The 17,215-nt window shown below is 71.4% G+C and carries 18 protein-coding genes and 1 tRNA gene; 7 read left to right on the forward strand and 12 right to left on the reverse strand.

Annotation, left to right across the window (positions count from 1 at the left end):
• Positions 1 to 84 precede the first annotated feature (84 nt).
• The 6 genes from P5G50_RS10730 to P5G50_RS10755 all read left to right on the forward strand — a co-directional run bounded on the left by P5G50_RS10730 (position 85) and on the right by P5G50_RS10755 (position 5,007).
• Entirely contained in the window at positions 85 to 852 is a 768-nt protein-coding gene (locus tag P5G50_RS10730; protein WP_301209174.1) for a fumarylacetoacetate hydrolase family protein, read from the forward strand.
• 75 nt (positions 853 to 927) lie between these two features.
• Entirely contained in the window at positions 928 to 2,445 is a 1,518-nt protein-coding gene (gene gltX, locus P5G50_RS10735) for a glutamate--tRNA ligase (protein WP_301209172.1), read from the forward strand.
• Between the two features lie 4 nt (positions 2,446 to 2,449).
• Positions 2,450 to 3,403, forward strand: a complete 954-nt coding sequence (locus tag P5G50_RS10740; protein ID WP_301209169.1) for an NAD(P)/FAD-dependent oxidoreductase — start codon at positions 2,450 to 2,452, stop codon at positions 3,401 to 3,403.
• 58 nt (positions 3,404 to 3,461) lie between these two features.
• Positions 3,462 to 3,533 (forward strand) — tRNA-Gln (locus P5G50_RS10745).
• 259 nt (positions 3,534 to 3,792) lie between these two features.
• Positions 3,793 to 4,041, forward strand: coding sequence for a hypothetical protein (locus tag P5G50_RS10750; RefSeq protein ID WP_301209167.1), 249 nt, complete (start codon positions 3,793 to 3,795; stop codon positions 4,039 to 4,041).
• A 144-nt stretch (positions 4,042 to 4,185) separates the two neighbouring features.
• Positions 4,186 to 5,007 (forward strand): hypothetical protein, encoded by an 822-nt coding sequence (locus P5G50_RS10755; protein ID WP_301209164.1) that lies wholly within the window; start codon positions 4,186 to 4,188, stop codon positions 5,005 to 5,007.
• A gap of 19 nt (positions 5,008 to 5,026) precedes the next feature.
• On the opposite strand, the gene P5G50_RS10760 is transcribed toward P5G50_RS10755, so the two are convergent.
• The 5 genes from P5G50_RS10760 to P5G50_RS10780 form a co-directional block, all read right to left on the reverse strand.
• Complete coding sequence (locus P5G50_RS10760) at positions 5,027 to 5,302, reverse strand: hypothetical protein (protein WP_301209161.1); 276 nt, start codon at positions 5,300 to 5,302, stop codon at positions 5,027 to 5,029.
• Positions 5,299 to 6,462, reverse strand: a complete 1,164-nt coding sequence (locus P5G50_RS10765; RefSeq protein ID WP_301209159.1) for an acyl-CoA dehydrogenase family protein — start codon at positions 6,460 to 6,462, stop codon at positions 5,299 to 5,301. The genes P5G50_RS10760 and P5G50_RS10765 overlap by 4 nt, the downstream gene beginning before the upstream one ends.
• The gene (locus P5G50_RS10770) at positions 6,459 to 7,655 is read right to left on the reverse strand and encodes a CaiB/BaiF CoA transferase family protein (protein ID WP_301209157.1); all 1,197 of its coding nucleotides are present in this window, start codon (positions 7,653 to 7,655) and stop codon (positions 6,459 to 6,461) included. The genes P5G50_RS10765 and P5G50_RS10770 overlap by 4 nt, the downstream gene beginning before the upstream one ends.
• Before the next feature lie 30 nt (positions 7,656 to 7,685).
• Positions 7,686 to 8,330, reverse strand: a complete 645-nt coding sequence (locus tag P5G50_RS10775; protein WP_301209155.1) for a DedA family protein — start codon at positions 8,328 to 8,330, stop codon at positions 7,686 to 7,688.
• Positions 8,331 to 8,404: 74 nt separating this feature from the next.
• Positions 8,405 to 8,956 (reverse strand): isochorismatase family protein, encoded by a 552-nt coding sequence (locus tag P5G50_RS10780; protein ID WP_301209153.1) that lies wholly within the window; start codon positions 8,954 to 8,956, stop codon positions 8,405 to 8,407.
• 150 nt (positions 8,957 to 9,106) lie between these two features.
• Between P5G50_RS10780 and P5G50_RS10785 the strand changes: the two genes are divergently transcribed.
• The gene (locus P5G50_RS10785; RefSeq protein WP_301209150.1) at positions 9,107 to 9,442 is read left to right on the forward strand and encodes a hypothetical protein; all 336 of its coding nucleotides are present in this window, start codon (positions 9,107 to 9,109) and stop codon (positions 9,440 to 9,442) included.
• A gap of 15 nt (positions 9,443 to 9,457) precedes the next feature.
• Here the strand turns inward: P5G50_RS10785 and P5G50_RS10790 are convergent, their stop codons facing one another.
• From P5G50_RS10790 to chvE, 7 genes are all read right to left on the reverse strand, one after another.
• Positions 9,458 to 10,309 carry an SGNH/GDSL hydrolase family protein gene (locus tag P5G50_RS10790; protein ID WP_301209147.1) on the reverse strand — a complete coding sequence of 284 codons (852 nt, stop codon included), beginning with the start codon at positions 10,307 to 10,309 and terminating at the stop codon, positions 9,458 to 9,460.
• Between the two features lie 180 nt (positions 10,310 to 10,489).
• The gene (locus tag P5G50_RS10795; protein ID WP_301209144.1) at positions 10,490 to 11,410 is read right to left on the reverse strand and encodes an arginase family protein; all 921 of its coding nucleotides are present in this window, start codon (positions 11,408 to 11,410) and stop codon (positions 10,490 to 10,492) included.
• A 40-nt stretch (positions 11,411 to 11,450) separates the two neighbouring features.
• Entirely contained in the window at positions 11,451 to 12,320 is an 870-nt protein-coding gene (locus P5G50_RS10800; protein ID WP_301209142.1) for a hypothetical protein, read from the reverse strand.
• 133 nt (positions 12,321 to 12,453) lie between these two features.
• The gene (locus tag P5G50_RS10805) at positions 12,454 to 13,053 is read right to left on the reverse strand and encodes a hypothetical protein (RefSeq protein ID WP_301209139.1); all 600 of its coding nucleotides are present in this window, start codon (positions 13,051 to 13,053) and stop codon (positions 12,454 to 12,456) included.
• 36 nt (positions 13,054 to 13,089) lie between these two features.
• Positions 13,090 to 14,325, reverse strand: coding sequence for a multiple monosaccharide ABC transporter permease (gene mmsB / locus P5G50_RS10810; RefSeq protein WP_301209138.1), 1,236 nt, complete (start codon positions 14,323 to 14,325; stop codon positions 13,090 to 13,092).
• Complete coding sequence (gene mmsA, locus P5G50_RS10815) at positions 14,322 to 15,851, reverse strand: multiple monosaccharide ABC transporter ATP-binding protein (protein WP_301209135.1); 1,530 nt, start codon at positions 15,849 to 15,851, stop codon at positions 14,322 to 14,324. The genes mmsB and mmsA overlap by 4 nt, the downstream gene beginning before the upstream one ends.
• Positions 15,852 to 15,912: 61 nt before the next feature.
• The gene (chvE, locus tag P5G50_RS10820) at positions 15,913 to 17,034 is read right to left on the reverse strand and encodes a multiple monosaccharide ABC transporter substrate-binding protein (RefSeq protein ID WP_301209133.1); all 1,122 of its coding nucleotides are present in this window, start codon (positions 17,032 to 17,034) and stop codon (positions 15,913 to 15,915) included.
• Positions 17,035 to 17,215: the final 181 nt, after the last annotated feature.

Consider the following 17,215-nt stretch of genomic DNA (forward strand, 5'->3'; position numbering starts at 1 on the left):
CAGCCCTTGCGCTGACCAGCCGGGCGCTGACCAGCCCGGGCGCCCGCACGCGCTGCCGCCCGCTCCCGGACTAGGCTCGAACGCGTGAAGATCGCACGCTTCAGCCACGACGGCTCCATCGACTACGGCATCGTCGACGAGGACGCGCTCGTCGTCCTCGCCGGCGACCCGCTGTTCACCGGGTTCGACACGACGGGGGAGCGGGTGCCGCTCGGCAAGGTGGGCTCGCTGCTCGCGCCGGTGATCCCACGGTCGAAGGTCGTCGCGGTGGGCAAGAACTACCGCGACCACGCCGCCGAGATGGGCGGGGAGGCGCCGGAGGAGCCGCTGCTGTTCCTCAAGCCGAACACCGCGGTCATCGGCCTGGGCGACCCGATCCTCCTGCCGCCGCAGTCGCAGCAGGTGGATTACGAGGGCGAGCTGGCCGTCGTCATCGGCAAGATCGCCCGCCACGTGACGGCCGAGAAGGCCGCAGAGCACATCTTCGGGTACACCGTGGCCAACGACGTCACCGCGCGCGACCTCCAGCGCACCGACGGCCAGTGGACGCGCGCCAAGGGCTTCGACACCTTCTGCCCGCTCGGCCCCGTCATCGAGACCGAGCTCGACCCGGCGGCCGTGCTGCGCACCCGCGTCAACGGCGAGCTCAAGCAGGAGGCGCCGCTCAGCGACATGGTGCACTCCATCCCCTCGATCATCGAGTACGCCTCCAGCGTCTTCACGCTGCTGCCGGGCGACGTCATCCTCACGGGTACGCCGGCGGGAGTCGGGCCGATCGTCGCCGGCGACACCGTGGAGGTGGAGGTCGACGGCGTCGGCTCGCTGGTGAACCCGGTGCGGGCGGCGAAGTAGCGCGGGCGGCGGATCAGAGCGGGCGGCGAAGTCACGCGGGCGCGGGCGGACGCCGCCCGATAGGATCGAAGCGGTATGTCTGACATCGCTTCGCACCCCTTCTCGACCGCGACCGGCGCCGATGTGCGCGTCCGGTTCTGCCCGTCGCCCACCGGCACCCCGCACGTCGGGCTGATCCGCACGGCCCTGTTCAACTGGGCGTACGCCCGGCACACCGGCGGCAAGCTCATCTTCCGCATCGAGGACACCGATGCGGCCCGCGACAGCGAGGAGAGCTACGCCCAGATCATCGACGCGCTCACCTGGCTGAAGCTCGACTGGGACGAGGGCGTGAACGTCGGAGGCCCGCACGGCCCGTACCGGCAGTCGCAGCGCTACGAGATCTACACCGACATCATCGAGAAGCTGAAGGCCTCCGGCCACATCTACGAGAGCTTCGCCACCGGCGAGGAGATCGAGGCGCGCAACGTCTCGCTCGGCCGCGACCCCAAGCTCGGCTACGACAACTTCGAGCGCGACCTCACCGAGGAGCAGAAGGCCGCCTACCGCGCCGAGGGCCGGCAGCCCGCGCTGCGCCTCCGCGTGCCCGACGACGACCTCAGCTTCGACGACCTGGTGCGCGGCGAGATCACCTTCCCGGCGGGTTCGTTCAGCGACTTCGTCGTCGTTCGGCCGAACGGGCACCCGCTGTACCCGTTCGTGAACCCGGTCGACGACGCCCTCATGGGCGTGACGCACGTGCTGCGCGGCGAGGACCTCCTCTCGTCCACCCCGCGGCAGATCGCGCTCTACCACGCGCTCATCGACGCCGGGATCACCACCTTCGTGCCGCGCTTCGGCCACCTCCCGTACGTCATGGGCGAGGGCAACAAGAAGCTGTCCAAGCGCGACCCCGAGTCGAACCTGTTCCACCATCGCGACCGGGGCTTCATCCCGGAGGGCCTGGTCAACTACCTGGCGCTCCTGGGCTGGTCGCTCAGCCACGACCGCGACGTGTTCTCGATCGACGAGCTGGTCGCCGCCTTCGACGTCGCCGACGTGAACCCGAACCCGGCCCGGTTCGACCAGAAGAAGGCCGAGTCGATCAACGGCGACCACATCCGGCTGCTGGAGGTCGCGGACTTCGCCGAGCGGACCATCCCGTACCTCGTCGCCGCCGGCGTCGTCAGCGAGCCGCTGACGGCCTCGCAGCGCGAGATCCTCGCCGCCGCGGCGCCGCTCGTCCAGGAGCGCGTGCAGCTGCTGGGGGAGACTCCGGGGATGCTCGGCTTCCTGTTCACCACGGCCGATGCGCTCGTCGTGGAGGAGGATGCCCGCGCCTCCCTGCCCGCGAACGCCGGCGAGGTGCTCGCCGCCTCCCTCAACGCCCTCGAGCTGGTGCCGGAGGCGGAGTGGACGCACGACGACATCGAGTCCGCGCTGCGCGACGCCCTGGTGGAGGCGCTGGGCCTGAAGCCGCGCGTCGCCTTCGGCCCGCTGCGCGTCGCCGTCTCGGGCCGCCGGGTGTCGCCGCCGCTGTTCGAGTCGATGGAGATCCTCGGCAAGGCCGAGACCATCGCCCGCCTCGACCGCCTGTCGGCGGCGCTGGCGTAGCGGCATGTCGTCGTCGTCCGCGCGCGAGCGGTACGAGGTCGTCGTCATCGGCGGCGGGCCGGCGGGGCTGTCCGCGGCGCTGAACCTCGCCAGGGCGCGCCGCAGGGTGCTGCTGGTCGACGGCAACCGGCCGCGCCACGCGGCGACTCTGATGGCGCACGGCTTCCTCACCCGCGACGGCATCCCACCGCTGGAGCTGCGCCGCCTGGGCCGCGAGGAGGTCGCCGCCTACGAGAACGCGTCCGTCGTCTTCGCGCAGGTCGGCTCGGTGACGGTCGAGGCGGACGGATTCGCGGTCACCGGCCGCGGCGTGCGCGGCGGCGCCGACGTCGACGTGCTCACGGACGCCGTCGTGGTCGCGACCGGGGTGGCGGAGGCCATGCCGGCCATCCCGAGCCTCCGCGCCTACTACGGCACCCAGCTGCACAGCTGCGTCGAGTGCGACGGCTACGAGAAGGCGGGGGAGCCGCTCGCCCTGATCGGCGAGACGTCCGACCTGGCCGAGCGCGCGCTGCTGCTGACGCAGTGGACCGACGACCTGATCGTCTTCACGAACGGCGTGGCGCCCGTCGCCGAGGACGAGGAGCGCGCCCTTGCGCGGCTCGGCGTGCGCGTGGAGCGGCGACCCATCGACGACGTCGAGGGCGAGAAGGGCGTGATGACCGGCATCCGGCTCGTCGACGGCACGGTGGTACCGCGTGCGGGAGGCTTCCTGCGCCCGGTGTGGACGCCCTCCCTCTCCTTCGCAGCCTCCCTCGACCTGGAGGCGGACGCCGAGGGCTACCTGGTCACCGACCGCCACGGCCGCACGTCGCTGCCGGGCGTGTACGCCGCGGGCGAGACGACGGCTCCCGGCCCGCAGCAGCTCGTCGTCGCGGCCGGCTCGGGAGCGGTGGTGGCGGCCGCCGTCAACCGCGACCTGATCGGTCTGGCCCTGGACGAGACCGCCGTTTTGTAGTCCTGCGTCCGCGTAGGATAGAGTTGTTTCTCGTGCCCGGGCCTTGGCCCGAAGCCCTTGGGGTATGGTGTAATTGGCAACACGGCTGATTCTGGTTCAGTTGTTCTTGGTTCGAGTCCAGGTACCCCAGCTCAAGAGCCCCGGTTTTTCCGGGGCTTTTTTGTTGCCCTCAAGCAGGTCCTCGAATGCTCGATGTTCCGCCGTCAGAGCGGCTGCTGCAACGTCGACGGTGACGCGGGAGGCGAACCGGGATAGAGAGATGTGGCCCCTGCCAAGAAGCTTGGAGGTCTGTTTCACCTTCTGCAGCGCTTCGAGGGTCTGCAGGATCAGAAGGCGACCGGGTACAGGCGGTACGCACACCTCTACGCCGCCTATAAGAAGAACTGGGCGTGCATGATGGCCGCGCGAGCACCCTCTCGGAGACTCTGAACGCTTTCGTGGAGGACCAGCATCGGCAGTACATGCGCGACATGGCCGCAGCTCAGCTGGGGGAGCAGCATCGCGCCACCCGGGTCGCGCAGCTCAACGGCGTCATCAACGCCACCATGCAGGGTGCGATGATCGGGACGGTCGTGGATCAGGGCAGGAAGACGCGGGCCGCTCTGAATGCTCCCGTCACCGTGAGGCTCAAGAAGTAGCGCGAGCTCGACGTCGCCGGAGGGCGAACACCGATCCGCGGAGCTTCACGCACGTCAAGGCAACGGCGCACGAGTCGGGTGTGGTGGTGTCCGAGTGCGCGCGCGGTATCCACCGGGCGCCGTTGCGGGCACTACACTCCCGGCATGGCGTCGGGGGAGTCGCGGCAGCCGGAGTGGCCGCAGACGGAGGAGCTCCGCTCGCGCGTCGGCGCCGTGCGTCTGCTCGCCTGGATCGCCGCGCTTGTCGCGGCGGTGCCGCTGTTCGGGCTGGTCGACCTGGCGACGACGCTCGGCCTCTCGGACCCGCGGTATGCGTGGGCGATGTCGCTGGCGGCGAGCTGGGGGAGCCTCCTCACCTTCGTCGTCGCGGCGGGCTTCGGCTGGGTCGGCGCCGTGCCGCGGCGGCCCGCGCCGGGACTCGGGCTGCTCGGCCTGGCGACCCTCGGCCTGCTGGTCGGCTCTGCGCTGCTGCTCGACGCGCGGCCGCTCGGGCTCGCGGTGCCGCTCGGCGCGGTCACCGCACTGCTGGCGGTGCTCCTGCGACCGTACGTCCGGCCCTCCGTGCCCGCGTGGCGGTGGAGGCCGTCGCCGCCCGCGATCGTGGCGGCGCTGGGGGTGCCGTTGTGGGCCGGCTACGTCGTGAACACGGAGATCGCCGCATTGATCGCGCCGCCCGGCTCCGGCGACGACACCGTGGGGATCGACCACTGGCCGGTGCAGCTGGCGCTCGGAGTGGTCCTGGCGGTCGGATCGGCGCTGCTGACCGGTGCGGTGCGGCAACTGGTTCTCTGGCGCTGGTCGTTCGGCCTCACCGCGGTCGCGGTGGCGTGGGCGACGCTCGCCTACCCGGACCGCGCGGGTGCGATGCCGCATCCGGTGTGGGGCGTGCTGTTCGTCGTGTGGGGTGCGCTGCTGGCGCTGCCGAGCGGGAGGCGGGTGGAGATGCGCCGCTCCGTCAGCGGGTAGCCCGCGACGTCATGCCGACTCAGACCATCAGAGCCACCACCGGCGGAACGACGAGCGCCGCCACGGCCACGATCAGCGCCACGACGGTCAGTCGCGACCGCCGCAGCGCCACCCCGATCAGCGCGACGACCGCCGGGATCCACCCGAAGAGCAGGTGCGTGGCCAGCACGCCCAGTTCCGTCCATCCCGTCGACCGGGTCGCCAGCGACACGTCGTAGCCCACCAGCGCCGTCGCACCGACGAGCGCGACCACTGCGAGGACTGTCGCGGCCGTCGTCCGCCTGTCGCGGGTCATGCGAACGCCGCGATCCCCGTCAGCGCACGCCCGAGCACGAGCGTGTGGATCTCGTCCGTGCCCTCGTAGGTGCGCACCGACTCCAGGTTGGCCAGGTGCCGCATCACCGGGAACGCGTTGGTGATGCCGTCGCCGCCGAGGATCGATCGCGCCTCGCTCGCGATGGTGAGCGCCTCCCGGACGCTGTTGAGCTTGCCCACGCTGATCTGGGTCGGGGTGAGGCGGCCCGCCTCCTTGAGGCGGCCGAGGTGGAGGGCGAGGAGGACGCCCTTCTCGTACTCCACCAGCATGTTCGCGAGCTTCTCCTGCACGAGCTGCCGCGCGCCGATCGGGCGGCCGAAGACCTCGCGGGTCGTGGCGCGCTCGATGGCGACCTCGAGGCAGTCGCGGGCGGCGCCCATCGCGCCCCAGACGATGCCGTAGCGGGCCTCGTTCAGGCACGAGAAGGGGCCGGAGAGGCCGCGCGCGCCGGGCAGCATCGCGTCGGCCGGCACGCGCACCTCGTCGAGCACCACGTCGCACTGCACGGAGGCGCGCATCGAGAGCTTGCCGTCGATCGCGGTCGCCGAGAAGCCGGGGGTGGAGGTCGGCACCAGAAAACCGCGCACGCCCTCGTCGGTCGCCGCCCAGACCACGGCGACATCCGCGAGGGCGGCCAGGCCGATCCAGCGCTTGGTGCCGGTGAGCACCCAATCGCCTCCGTCGCGGCGGGCGCTGGTGCGCATGGCGGCGGGGTCGCTGCCGCCCTCGGGCTCGGTGAGGGCGAAGCAGCCGATGCGCTCGCCCCGCGCCATCGGCGGCAGCCACTCCGCCTTCTGCTCGGGGGAGCCGAACTTCGAGATGGCGCTCATGGCGAGCGAGCCCTGCACCGAGACGAAGGTGCGCCAGCCGCTGTCGGCGGCCTCCAGCTCGTGACAGACCAGGCCGTAGCTCACCGCGCCCGCGCCGGCGCAGCCCTCGTCGTCGAGGTGCATGCCGAGGACACCCAGTGCGCCCAGCTCGGCGACGAGCTCGCGGCGGAAGTGCTTGTCCTCGAAGTCCTGCTCGATGACCGGGCGGATGCGTTCGGCCGCGTAGGCACGCGCGCGGTCGCGCCACCCGCGCTCCTCGTCGCTGAGCAGGTGGTCGATGCTGAACGCCTCATCGAGGGTGGTGGTCACGGGTGGTCCTTCCGGGCGGGGTGGTGGTCGTCGCTGCTGTGGTGGGCAAGGCGGCCCGCATCCCTCCACCGTGCCTCGTGCGCACCGAGGAGCGGGGCGGGCGTGCGGTGCAGCGCGGGGGAGGTGTCGAGGTGGATGGGCGTGGCGGGCTGGCGGGAGGTGCGGCCTGTCTCCGGGTCTGTGGTCGTGACGGCGGCCTCCTGGCCGAGTGCGGCGGCGAAGGCGAACGCCTCCGCGACGCTGTTCACGAGCCCGGCCGGGACGCGCGCCGCCGAGAGCAGGGCGACCCACTCGGCGGCCGGACGCGCCGCCAGGACGGGCGCGACGAGGGCGCGCAACGCCTCCCGATCCCGCACCCGCGCCTCGTTGGTCGCGAAGCGCGCGTCGGAGGTGAGCGCGGGCAGACCGAGCACCCCCGCGAAGGCGGCGAACTGGCGGTCGTTCCCGACGGCCACGACGAGCTCCCGGTCGGCGGCGGCGAACAGCTCGTACGGCGCGATGCTGGGGTGGGCGTTCCCCAGGCGGCCGGGGGAGGTTCCCGTCGCCAATGTGCTCGACGCCTGGTTGGTGAGGGCGGCGAGCAGCGAGCCGAGCAGGTCGACGTCGACGCGGGAGCCGACGCCGGTGCGGTCGCGCTCGCGCAGGGCCAGCAGGATCCCCGAGAAGGCGTTGAGGCCGGTCAGGACGTCGACCAGCGCGACACCGACCTTGCTCGGCTCGCCGTCCGCCGCCCCGGTGATGCTCATGAGGCCGCCGACGGCCTGCACCAGGAGGTCGTAGCCGGGGAGCTCGGCTCCGGCGCCGCGCCCGAAGCCGGTGATGGAGCAGAAGACGACACCGGGGTTCGCGGCGCGCAGGGCCGTCTCGTCCAGTCCGAACCGCTCCATCACTCCCGGACGGAAGTTCTCGACCACGACATCGGCCGACTCCGCCAGCCCGCGGGCGGCAGCGAGACCGTCTGCCGTCGTCAGGTCGCAGACGATCGACCGCTTGTTGCGGTTGACCGCGGCGAAGTAGGTCGACTCGCCCGCCTCGTCCACCGGTGGCCGCCACGAACGGGTGTCGTCACCGCCGGGGCTCTCGATCTTCACGACGTCGGCGCCGAAGTCGGCGAGCATCATGGTGCAGTACGGGCCGGCGAGCACCCGCGAGAAGTCGGCGACGCGGATCCCCGCCAGGACGCCGTCGGCCATGCACGCTCCTTCGCTCGCTGCCGCTCCAGCCTAGCGGGGGCGCCCCGCCTCCTCGCCCGCGGTCCGCCGCGAGCGCCGGTCCAGCACCCAGGCGCGCACGCCCGCGACGATCGACGCCAGGATGACGACACCGGCGACGATGTAGGCCACCGGTCGCACGCTCGGGTCGACCGCGGCGAAGTAGCCGATCACGGTGATCAGCACGCCCCAGCTCAGCGCGCCGACGACGTTGGCCGTGAAGAACCTCCAGTACTTCATCGCGCTGATGCCGGCGATGGGAGGGATGAAGACGCGGCCCCACGGGATGTAGCGGCTGATCACGACGGACCACCAGCCGAACAGCTCGTAGAAGCGCTCGGCGCGGCGGACGCCGGCCTGCACCCACCGGCCGCCGCGGCGCGTCAGGTAGGGCCGGCCCAGCCGGCGGCCGAGCCAGAACCCGACCTGGTCGCCGAGCACGGCCGCGATGCCGACGCCGATCGCGAGCACCCAGATCGACAGCTTCGGGTTGGTGCCCGTCAGCAGTCCGGCGCCGAACAGCAGGGAGTCGCCGGTGATGAACGGGATGAACACCCCCACGAACAGCGCGGTGCCCGCGAACACCAGCCCCCAGACCGCGAGGTAGAAGACGAGGGGGCCGACGTCGCCGAGCAGGTTCGCGAGGTCGTGGGCCATGCTCAGAGCGTATCGGGCGCGGCTGGACGCCGGACGCGCTGCCGGGTCCGCCTCCGCGGGTCAGCCTCCGCGGGTCAGCCGAGCACGACCTCCGCCGCGTCGGCCACCTCGGCGGTGCGGCCCGGCGCGCGGTGGTTCGACCAGTAGAGGTTCGTGTGCGCGATGACGAGGTCGGGCGTCGGGGCACCCCAGTCGCTGAGGTCCTCTGTGGTGTGCGCGTCGCCCACGAGGGTCACATCGTAGCCGCGGACCAGCCCGCCGTGCAGGGTGGAGCGGATGCACTCGTCGGTCTGCGACCCCGCCACCACGATGCGGCCGACCCGTCCGCCCTCGAGCACCTCCTCGAGGGAGGACTCCTCGAAGGCGTCGGCGTAGTGCTTGTGGACGACGGGCTCGCCGGCGGCGGGGGACAGCTCGTCGACGATCCGCCATTCGTCGCTGCCGCGGGCCAGCTCGTCGTCGGAGTGCTGGATCCACACCACAGGGGTGCCCTCCGCGCGGGCGCGGTCCACCAGCCCCCGGATCGTCGCGACCACCTCGTCCTTTCGGTGCGCCCCGCCGATCACGCCGTTCTGCACATCGATCACGAGCAGCGCACTGCCCTCGCGTCCCTGGAGTGTCGTCATCGTCATCCCTCCCGCGCGGCATGGTACTCCGCGGAGTGGGCGGCGGGTGGGCTGCGGGTGGGCTGCGGGTCGGCTTGCGTGCAGGGGTGCTTGGTAGGGTTCCGACCGAACGCAGGACCGACGCAGGACCACACGCACGGGGGAGGCGCGATGGAGGGGGAGGCTGCGGCCGTACGACGGCTGTCCGCGGCGGTGCTCGTGCTGGTCGCCGCCGGGTACGCCGCCTGTCTCGCGGGGGTCCTGCTGTGCCCGGCGATCGTGCCGGAGCCCGCGACGTGGCTCGACGCCTCCACCATCTCCGGCGATCCCCGGCTCGGCGCCATGGCGGCCAACGGCCTCTACTGGCTGGTGGTGCTCGTCGCGGCGGCCCTGATGATCGCGGGGATCACGCTCGCGGGGCGCGCGGCGCTCCGGCAGCTGGCGGACGGCGAGCGGGTGGCGGAGGGACGGTTCCGGCCCGCGCCCGATGCCCGCGGTCATTCCTGACGGCGGCGTGCCGCGTCACTTCCCGTCCAGCGCCAGCAGCCCGCTCGACGCCAGGAGCGCGGCGATCTCGCTGTGGCCGTCCTGGTTCGGGTGGAGGTGGTCGTCGGCCAGCAGCGCCGCGTCGCCGGTGCCGTCGGGCCCGTTGAACGACGGGACGAGATCCACGCACGTCGCGCCCACGGCGGCCGCCTCCTCGCAGGTGGCGGCGTTCCAGGACGAGACCGCGTAGCCGACGACGTCCAGCGCGGCTGCGGCCGTGGCGGCGTCGGCCTCCTCCACCGCGGGGTAGCCGATCGCGATGTTGTAGTGGGTGAGCACTCCGAGGGCGGCGTCGGGGTTGAGGTCCCGCACCTGCCGCAGCACCGAGGCCAGGCCCGTGCGGCTCCGGGCGAGCTGCGCGTCGACGCATGTGCGGGCGGTCGCCGCCGCGATGGCGACCGCCTCCTGGGGGGTGGTGAAGGTGTCGGCCGGCGGAGGGCAGCCGTCCATCTCCGTGTAGAAGGGAGGCAGCTCCTGGTCTCCCAGCGAGACCAGGAGCACGTCGGCCTTCTCGATCGCGTCGGTGAGCCCGGCCGGGGCGAAGCCGAGCACCGACGCCATCCCGGTCGCCGACGCGCCCGCCTTCTCGGAGTAGTTCTCGACCAGGACCGGGCGGCCGGTCACGTCGGTGATGCTCTGCGCGTACAGGTCGGCGAAGCCGGTGCACCGGTCGCACAGCTCGGGCGCGTTGTACGGCAGGTCGTCGCCGATCACGGCGAGCCGGAGCGGTGTGCCGGTGGGCGCCGTCGTGCCGTCGGGCGCGGGGGTTCCGAGGGTGCAGGCGGCGAGCAGTCCCGCCGTCCCGGCGGCCGCTGCCGCTGCGAGCATGGCCCTCCCCACCAGCCGAGCGATGGGTGTCGCTGCTGTGCGTCCGGTGTCACGACGCCGGACCTCTGGCGATGGTGAAGTGGGCATGTCGCATCCCGGTCCGTCGACCGGATGGTACCGCCGCCTGCCACCGGGTGGCTACGGTGGGCCTGCGCGCCGGCGCGGGGACGGCCCCGGTGCTCAGCCGATCCCGGCGACGACGAGGTCGACGTAGGCGCGGAGGGTGGAGGCGTCCGGTGCGTTGCCCGGGTTGACCTCCGTGAGGACGATGCCGGCGAAGCGGTCGCTCGCAGCGAACGTGCGGAGCGCGACCTCGACCTCCGGGATCGCCAGGCCCCAGGGCGGGGCGTCGGGGTTGGGCATGTTGGCGAGCGGGAGGTGCGCGTGGCCGAGCACGTCCACGTCGAAGTGGACGACGAAGCGGTCGCCGGCGGACTCGATGGCGGCCAGCGCGGAGCGGGCGGCGGCTTCCGGGTCGTCGTGGATCCGCGCGGCGGAGAACCGCGGGATGCCCAGGTCGGAGAGCCTTCCGCGTTCGAGATCGTCGCCCTCGTCGGGCAGGGCGTCGCCGAACGACACGACCTCGGCCGAGCGGAGGAGGGGAGGGGCGCCTCCGACGCCCGCCAGCACCGGGTCGCTCTCGGGCAGGGCCAGCATGTGGGCGACGCCCATGGCATCCATGTTGCCGTAGTCGACCGTGCCGGGCGTGTGGAGGTCGGGGCCGCCGTCCACGTACAGCAGCGCCGCGGGGAGGCCGGCTCGGCGGAACCCGGCGACGACGCCGACCGTGATCGTGCAGTCGCCGCCGATCACGAGCGGGAGGGCACCGGTGGCGAGGAGGTTGGCCACCGCCTCCGCCACATCGCCGGCGACCCGCGCCGCCTCGGCGATGTTCTGCCGGTCGAGGTGGTCCGGGTCGGGGCGGCGGCGGAAGCCGGGCACGTCGCCGGCGTCGGACACGGTGTGCCCGCGCTCGCGCAGCCGGTCGGCGAGGCCCGCGGCGCGGATGGCGGCGGGCGCGAGGTCCATGCCGGGCGTGTGCCCGCCCGCGCTCGACGGGACGCCGAGGAGCGTCCAAGGGGCGGACGTCCGGGTGGTCATACCCAGGAGGTCATGTGTCCTAGGTCAGGCGGTCGGGTGGTCAGGCGCCGGAGGTCGTGCGCCGATCGGGCGCGACCGCGACGCCCTCGAGGCCGGCGCGGTCGACGCGGCGGTGGAAGCGCATGCCCGCGAGCCCGCCGAGGATGGCGCCAACGAGGCTCACGATGGCGACCGCGACGGCCGTGATGATGCCGGTGAGCGTCACGTCGCCCTCGGCGAGCGGGATGCGCGGGAAGCTGTTCAGGTTGCCGAGGATGTCGTACTGGCTGCCGAGCACGAGGCTCAGCACGGCGACGACGACCGCGATGATGACGGCCCAGAGCCACACGGCGAGGCCCTGCTTCGCGCCGTCGAACCGCGCCATCCGGCCGGCGACGTAGCCGCCGCAGAAGTACGCCACGAACAGGATCACGATCACCGCGATGGCGCCGACGAACCCGATGGTGGAGGCGTTGCGGTTCGCCTCGCTCACCGCCTCGTCGGTGCTGCCGGTGGCGCCGAGCCCGACGGCGGCGCCCGCGGCGGCGACGATGGCGGTGAGGACCACGGCCATGCCGGTCGCGGTCAGCCAGCCGAAGAAGGCCGAGCCGAACTTCATGCCGCCGAACTCGCTCCGCTCGCGCGCGACGACGTCCTCGCGGAGCGCGCGGCCGGAGGTGACGGGGGCGACGGTGGTGGCGTCGTCGGCGGCGACAGGGCGGTCGCCGACTGTGCGGGGCGTCTCGGTGACAGGACGGGTCTCGGTGACGGGACGGGTCTGGTCGACGGGGCGGGTCTGGTCGACGGGGCGGGTCTCGGTGACGGGGCGCCGGTCGTCGACGGTCCGCCCGTCTCCCACGGTCCGCTCATCTCCGACCGGCCGCTGCTGCTCCGGGATGCGCCGGTCGTCTGCGGGGATGCGATCGCTCATGGTCGTGCCTCTTCCCGTTCGCCCGCTCGTGGCGGGGTGGTCATCGGTCTGCGCGCAGCGTAGACGGATGCCGGAGGGGGATCGAGGAGGTGGACGGGGGCGGCATCCGGGGGTACGAACCGCGGCGCGAGCCCTACGCCACCTCGTGCGGCATCGGCCCGTCGTCCAGCAGGAAGTCGAGCACCGCCGCCGTGTCGGTGCGCAGCTCCGCGCCGTGGCCGAGCCGCCAGGGCGCGTCGATCGGCGCGAGCGTCCGGCCGGCGACGGCGGCGCGCACGCTGACCGGGGCGCGGGTGAGCGCGTAGAGCGCGATGCTGCCGGCGACCATCGGGTCGAGGGCGGGCACCGGGCCGAGGGAGTGGCAGCGGGCCTCGGTGCGGACGACCTCCACCAGCTCCGCGATGCCGTTCGGGCCGCCCCCGGCCCGGCGCGCCGCAGCGACTGCTGACAGCCGGACGAGCGTCGCGTCGACATCGGGCGACGCTCCCGCGACGCCATCGGCGACTCCCACCCGCCGGGCGAGCCGCTGCATCCGCGTCGCCTCCAGCCGGTCGGCGAGAACCGCGAGCAGCGCCGCGTCCGAGGTGGTGAGCGTACCGGTGGAGGGGCCCGTCGCGCGTGCGACGAGCCCCTCCAGCCGGCCGGCCGTCAGCGCCCGCCAGTCGTTGCTCACGCCGGACTCGTCCACGGGTGGACGCTGGCTGAGCGGGAGGTAGCGGGAGAAGTCGGCCATATCGGGTGCGAGCCTACGGTGTCCGGGGCTGTGGCGTCAGCGGCCGCCCGAGCGGCGCTTGTTGTAGACGTCGAACGCCACCGCGAGCAGGAGCACGAAGCCCTTGACAGCCTGCTGCCACTCGATGCCGATGCCCATGATCGACATGCCGTTGTTGAGCACGCCGATGATGAGGCCACCGATGATCGCGCCGCCGATGGTGCCGACGCCGCCCTGCACCGCCGCGCCGCCGATGAACGCCGCCGAGATCGCCTCCAGCTCGAAGCCGTCTCCGGCCTTCGGGCCCGCCAGGTTGAGCCGCGCGGTGAACACCAGGCCGGCCAGCGCCGCGAGGAAGCCCATGTTGACGAACAGCCAGAAGGTCACGTTGCGCGTCTTGATGCCCGACAGCTCGGCCGCGTGGAGGTTGCCGCCGATCGCGTAGACATGGCGGCCGAACACCGAGCGGTTCATGATGATGCCGTAGATCAGCACCAGCACGGCGAGCACGATCAGGGTCACCGGGATGCCCTTGAAGCTGGCGAGCGCGTAGGCGAACAGCGCGATGCCGGCCGAGACCAGCACGAGCTTGGTCACGAACCAGGCCAGCGGCTCCACGTCCTGGTTGTAGCTCTGCCGGCCGCGGCGCACGCGCACCTGCTGCACGACGAACGCGACGATGGCGAGCACGCCGACGCCGAGCGACAGCGGGTCGAGGTCCATGTCGCCGAACAGGTCGGTGAGGAAGCCGTTGCCGAGCGCGCGGTACTCCGACGGGAAGGAGCCGATGTTGGCGTTGCCGAGCACGACGAGAGCGAGGCCGCGGAAGATCAGCATGCCCGCCAATGTCACGATGAACGCGGGTATGCCGACGTACGCGATCCAGAAGCCCTGCCAGGCTCCCACGACGGCGCCGACCGCCAGCGACAGGATGATCGAGAGCCACCAGGGCAGGCCCAGGTTGACCGCGAAGACGCCGGAGATGGCGCCGACGAAGGCGGCGATCGAGCCGACCGACAGGTCGATGTGACCGGCCACGATCACCATCACCATGCCGATGGCGAGGATGAGGATGTAGCCGTTCTGCACGATCAGGTTGGAGACGTTCTGCGGCCGGAGCAGGATGCCGCCGGTCAGGAACTCGAACAGCACCACCACGACCAGCAGGGCGAGGAAGATGCCGTTGCGCCCGAGGTCCGAGATCACGTGCTGGATGCGGCGCGTGAAGGCGTTGTCGGGCGGGTTGACGGCCGCTCCCGCCGCCGTCTCGCTGGTGTTGTCGACCTTGGTCATCGCTGCTTCTCCTGGGTCATGAGGGTGAGGACCGCCTCGGGGGTCGCCTGTTCGATGGGCAGTTCGCCCGTGATGCGGCCCTCCGACAGCGCGTACACGCGGTCGGAGATGCCGAGGAGCTCCGGCAGCTCGGAGGAGATGACGATGATCCCCTTCCCCTGCGCCGCGAGCTCGTTGATGATGTTGTAGATCTCGTACTTGGCGCCGACGTCGATGCCGCGGGTCGGCTCGTCGAGGATCAGCACGTCGGGGTCGGCGTAGATCCACTTGGACAGCACGACCTTCTGCTGGTTGCCGCCGGAGAGCTTGCCGACCTTCGACAGCACGGTCGGCGACTTGATGTTCATGCTCGTGCGGTACTTGTTCGCGACCTCGTACTCGCGGTTGTCGTCGACCAGGCCGCCGGTGGACAGCTTGTCGAGGGAGGCGAGGGAGATGTTCCGCTTGATGTCCTCGATGAGGTTGAGGCCGTAGTGCTTGCGGTCCTCCGTCGCGTACGCGATGCCGTGCCGGATGGCGTCGGAGACGTTCCTGATCCGGATCTCCTTGCCCGCCTTGTAGACGGAGCCGGAGATGCGGGTGCCGTAGGAGCGCCCGAACAGGCTCATGGCGAACTCCGTCCGCCCGGCGCCCATCAGCCCGGCGATGCCGACGATCTCGCCCCTGCGCACGTTCAGGCTGACGTTGTCGACCACCACGCGGGACGGGTCCTGCGGGTGGTGCGCCGTCCAGTTCTCGACGCGGAGGATCTCCTCGCCGATCTCGGGCGTGTGGTCGGGGTAGCGGTGCTCGAGGTCGCGGCCCACCATGTCCTTGATGATGCGGCCCTCGGTCACGTCGCCCTTCGAGATGGTCTCGATGGTGCGGCCGTCGCGGATCACCGTGACGGAGTCGGCCACCTTGCGGATCTCGTTGAGCTTGTGGCTGATGATGATCGAGGTGATGCCCTGCTCCTTGAGCTGGAGGATCAGCCCGAGCAGGTGCGCCGAGTCCTCGTCGTTCAGCGCGGCGGTCGGCTCGTCGAGGATGAGGAGCTTCACGCGCTTCGACAGCGCCTTGGCGATCTCGACCAGCTGCTGCTTGCCGACGCCGATGTCGAGGATCTTGGTGGTCGGGTTCTCCTTGAGCCCGACGCGCGCGAGCAGCTCGGCCGCCGCCGCGTTGGTCTTGTTCCAGTCGATCAGGCCGGCGAAGCCCTTCACCTCGTTGCCGAGGAAGATGTTCTCGGCGATCGACAGGTAGGGGCTCAGCGCGAGCTCCTGGTGGATGATGACGATGCCCTCGGCCTCGCTGTCGCGGATGGAGCCGAACTCCATCACGCGGTCCTCGTAGACGATGTCGCCCTCGTAGGTGCCGTGCGGGTAGACGCCCGACAGCACCTTCATCAGGGTCGACTTGCCCGCGCCGTTCTCGCCGCAGATCGCGTGCACCTCGCCGCGTGCGACCGAGAGGGTGACGTCCTGCAGCGCCTTCACGCCGGGGAACGTCTTGGTGATGCCGCGCATCTCCAGAATGTTGCTGGTCACGTCGTATGCCTTTCTCCGGTGAAAGGCGGGCGGGGCGACCGGACGCCCCGCCCGCGGTCCGTCAACCCTTGATCTGGTCTTCGGTGTAGTAGCCGCCGTCGACGAGGACCGACTGGATCTGGTCCTTGGTGACGATGACCGGGTCGAGCAGGTACGACGGGACGACCTTCTTGCCGTTGTCGTACGTCTTGGTGTCGTTGACCTCCGGCTTGTCGCCGCCGAGCACGGCCTTCGCCATCGACACGGCCTCCTTGGCGAGCTCGCGGGTGTCCTTGTAGATGGTCGCGTACTGCTCGCCGGACTCGATCGCCTTCACCGAGTCGAGCTCGGCGTCCTGGCCCGTGATCGCGGGGAAGGAGTCGCCAGTCGTGTAGCCGGCGTCGGTCAGAGCCGAGATGATGCCGCGGGAGAGGCCGTCGTAGGGGGAGAGCACGCCGTTGACCTTGGAGCCGTCGGAGTACGTCTTGGTGAGGATGTCCTCCATGCGGCTCTGCGCCACCTCGCCGTCCCAGCGGAGCGTCGCGACGGTGTTGAAGTCGGTCTGCTTGCTCTTGACGACCAGGGTGCCCTTGTCGAGGTACGGCTTCAGCGTGTCCATCGCGCCGTTGTAGAAGAACGTCGCGTTGTTGTCGTCGGGGCTCCCGGCGAACAGCTCGATGTTGAACGGGCCCTTCGGGGCGTCGGCCGCGGCCTTGCCCTCGAGGTCGGTGAGGCCGAGACCGGCCAGCAGCGAGTTCGCCTGCTGCACGCCGACCTTGTAGTTGTCGAAGGTGGCGTAGTAGTCGACGTTCTCGGAGTCGCGGATCAGGCGGTCGTAGGCGATGACCTTGATGTCGCTGTCCGCGGCCTCCTGCAGGACGTTGGTCAGGGTCGTGCCGTCGATGGAGGCGATGATCAGGGCCTTGGCGCCCTTGGTGATCATGTTCTCGATCTGGGACACCTGGGTGGGGATGTCGTCCTCCGCGTACTGGAGGTCAACCTTGTACCCGGCCTCCTCGAGCTGCTTCTTGACGTTGTTTCCGTCGGCGATCCAGCGCTCCGACGACTTGGTGGGCATCGCGACCCCGATGAGGCCGCCGTCGCCTCCGCCGGACGATCCCGACGAGGAGGAGCATGCCGCGAGCGACAGGGCGATGGCGCCGGTGGCCAGGCCGGCTGTGATGAGGCGGGTGAGCTTGCGCACTGTGTGTCCTTCTCCGTTGAATGCAGTGGTGTCATGCCGTGTGAGCGGTCACATGAGCGCTCACATGCGGACGATGTTCGCCTATCCGACCCGATCGTGTCAACTGCGGATTCGGCGCGGCGGGCGGCAGCGGGGTCCCGACACGCCGTCACGCGCGCGTCGCGACGGCGTGTCGGGACCC

It is taken from the genome of Leifsonia williamsii (assembly GCF_030433685.1).
Taxonomy (GTDB): Bacteria; Actinomycetota; Actinomycetes; order Actinomycetales; family Microbacteriaceae; genus Leifsonia; species Leifsonia williamsii.

Coding starts and splice junctions, on each gene's coding strand:
- P5G50_RS10760 (WP_301209161.1), bottom strand. CDS start 5,302: ATGACCCGCGACAGGCGGACGACGGCCGCGACAGTCCTCGCAGTGGTC.
- gltX (WP_301209172.1), top strand. CDS start 928: ATGTCTGACATCGCTTCGCACCCCTTCTCGACCGCGACCGGCGCCGAT.
- P5G50_RS10800 (WP_301209142.1), bottom strand. CDS start 12,320: ATGAGCGATCGCATCCCCGCAGACGACCGGCGCATCCCGGAGCAGCAG.
- P5G50_RS10805 (WP_301209139.1), bottom strand. CDS start 13,053: ATGGCCGACTTCTCCCGCTACCTCCCGCTCAGCCAGCGTCCACCCGTG.
- P5G50_RS10780 (WP_301209153.1), bottom strand. CDS start 8,956: ATGACGACACTCCAGGGACGCGAGGGCAGTGCGCTGCTCGTGATCGAT.
- P5G50_RS10770 (WP_301209157.1), bottom strand. CDS start 7,655: ATGGCCGACGGCGTCCTGGCGGGGATCCGCGTCGCCGACTTCTCGCGG.
- P5G50_RS10740 (WP_301209169.1), top strand. CDS start 2,450: ATGTCGTCGTCGTCCGCGCGCGAGCGGTACGAGGTCGTCGTCATCGGC.
- mmsB (WP_301209138.1), bottom strand. CDS start 14,325: ATGACCAAGGTCGACAACACCAGCGAGACGGCGGCGGGAGCGGCCGTC.
- P5G50_RS10775 (WP_301209155.1), bottom strand. CDS start 8,330: ATGGCCCACGACCTCGCGAACCTGCTCGGCGACGTCGGCCCCCTCGTC.
- P5G50_RS10785 (WP_301209150.1), top strand. CDS start 9,107: ATGGAGGGGGAGGCTGCGGCCGTACGACGGCTGTCCGCGGCGGTGCTC.
- P5G50_RS10795 (WP_301209144.1), bottom strand. CDS start 11,410: ATGACCACCCGGACGTCCGCCCCTTGGACGCTCCTCGGCGTCCCGTCG.
- P5G50_RS10790 (WP_301209147.1), bottom strand. CDS start 10,309: ATGCTCGCAGCGGCAGCGGCCGCCGGGACGGCGGGACTGCTCGCCGCC.
- P5G50_RS10755 (WP_301209164.1), top strand. CDS start 4,186: ATGGCGTCGGGGGAGTCGCGGCAGCCGGAGTGGCCGCAGACGGAGGAG.